Origin of the sequence: Algoriphagus resistens, assembly GCF_001442615.1 — a bacterium.
GTDB classification, from domain to species: domain Bacteria; phylum Bacteroidota; class Bacteroidia; order Cytophagales; family Cyclobacteriaceae; genus Algoriphagus; species Algoriphagus resistens.
In genome coordinates this window covers 1-2,246 of sequence record NZ_LMXN01000039.1, presented here as the reverse complement: position 1 = coordinate 2,246, position 2,246 = coordinate 1, and the positions used below count along the sequence as shown (strand labels likewise).

Here is a 2,246-nt window from a genome sequence, read left to right as displayed (position 1 = left end):
TGGACCAATCCAAATCCAGACCTCCTTCAACAGGTTCTTTGGACCAGGTATAAATCCGGTATTTGTCCTCACTCAAAGAGGGGAGCAACGTTTCCAGCAGGTAGACATCATCTGAGACGATGTCTACCGTACAGGGTTCCCCATTCATTACTTGCCGGTTGTTATCCAACAACGCCCACAACTCGTCCAGCGTAGTTGGCCTGACCAGCGACAGGTCCGGCTTTTCCTCCAATAAACCGGAGCAGGAATTTCCGCTGAACCACACAAGTGCCAGCATCAACGTCCTTAAAATATATCTATTCATCACATTCATTGTTTTTTGGTTAAGGTTAATAGGACAGACGCAGGCCCAGCGTAAGGGAACGCAGGGGTTTCATGGTCCTAAAATCAGGATCCAATGGATCATCGGAGGATTTCCAAATAATTCCCAGATTATTGGCATAGGAAAAGAGTTCCAGGGATCCCAGTCCTGATCTTCCCAGTCCCTGAAACCTGTAACTCAAACGCACATCCTGTAACCGGACATGGTCCCCTTTTTCAACCAGCACCGAGGAATAGGAATAGAAACTGTCGCGAAAGGTGTTTCTGGAACCGGGCAGGGACGGGACCTGCGTAAAAACCTCATCCCCGGGCTGTTGCCACCTCTGCGAAAAATCCCCGTGTCCCTGCACTCCGGTAAGGACAGTGGCATAACGGACTGATTTTCGCCTATAATAGTAGCCCAGCCTGTACACTACATTTGCAGACAGGCTCCAATTTCCCCAACTGAAGGTATTCCTAAAGGAACCAAAGTGGGTAGGACGTGCAGCCCCATGGTAGGTCATATCCTGCGTACTGGCCGTGTTGATGATAGTTGCATAATCTGTAGAGACCTCTCCATCCAGATATCCCTGGGGATCGCCTGTATTTGGATCAAGACCTGCAAAGGGCAAACTGTAAACAGCGTACACAGGACGCCCTTCCAACGGGAATATCGGGGAAGAAGGGTCTGCCCCGGCTGCCTGCCCCAGGTAATCCTGGACGGTAGATTCCAATTCATACTGCTCCACCTTTTCCCTCACATGGGAATGGAAATAATCTATCTGCCAACGGAATTTCCTGTCAATTACAACCCCTGTCAACTGCAGGTCAAATCCTTTGGTCAGTGTATTAGCAAAGTTTCCCCGAAATCTTTCCACTCCGGTGTTTGGGGCAAATGGAAGATCCCCGATCAAATCCTCCCCCTGTTTGCGATAGAATTCAAATGTTCCCGAGACCCTGCTGCCAACCAGGTCAAAATCTGTCCCCAGGTTTAAAATCCTGATCTTCTCCCATCTGAGGTTGGGATTGGGAGGGCTGATCAGATTTCCTACCGGAAGGGAGGTATAATTACTGGTGCCTATCATCCGGGAAGTGGTCATGGCCGCCACATTTTTATTTACATTCCCATTGACACCATAGGTGGTTCTGATACGCAGATAATCCACCCATTTTGGCAATTCCCAGGATTCCCCCGTCAGGTTCCATGCCAGTCCTGTGGACCATAGGGGCACCGTCTTTTGGTTGGTTTTGACACCAAATAGATTGGATGCGTCCCTTCTCCCACTGAAGCTTACCGTGTAGCGACCATCATAGCTGTAAGATCCATTGATGAAGGAGGAAAGAAAATTGTCAGCCATTCCGCTGACCTGGTCGGAATAGGGAATCCTGGCACTTCGGGACGGATTAATATACAGTGCATGTAAACCTTCGTAATCTACAGGAATTGAAATCCCTGTTTCCGGATTGTAGCCGTAATAACGGTTGGTGCTTCCATTTCCCCGGAGGGTCTTCACCTCATATCCAGCCAACCCATTGATTTGCCCCTTTTTCCCAACCTCTCTGTCCAGACGCAGTATCCCCCTGAAATTGTTGCTTCTGCTCTGTCCGGAACCAAGATCCAGAATCGCCCCTCTGGGAACAGCATAGGTCAATCTACCTGTGGAATCACTTTGGGTATACCGGTTGATCAGGTCCCTTGCTGCATAACTTCCCGGAAGTGCCAGGTTTTCGTCTTCACTGCTGCCTTTCCAAAACTGGTAATATACCTCTGCTGTAAGCCCGCTGATCAACTGATAGGTAGCCGACAGGTTGAGCCGGACATCTTCTTCCCTGGTATTGCGTTTGACCAACTCCAACTCCTCCAAAGGATTGAGCTCCCAGGAGAGCAGCCCTGCCTGCTCTGCCCCTTGGGCAAAGCTTTCCCGGATGCCCGGGTAGTATCCTGT

General features: G+C 49.8%; 1 protein-coding gene and 1 pseudogene. Both read right to left on the bottom strand.

Annotated elements, in window-relative coordinates; all coding sequences use genetic code 11:
- Positions 1–304, bottom strand: a 304-nt coding sequence (locus tag AS141_RS25800) for a hypothetical protein (RefSeq protein WP_157243610.1), incomplete at its 3' end; no start/stop codon positions are given.
- A 25-nt stretch (positions 305–329) separates the two neighbouring features.
- Positions 330–2,246: pseudogene (locus tag AS141_RS25795) on the bottom strand (TonB-dependent receptor); the annotation flags it as partial.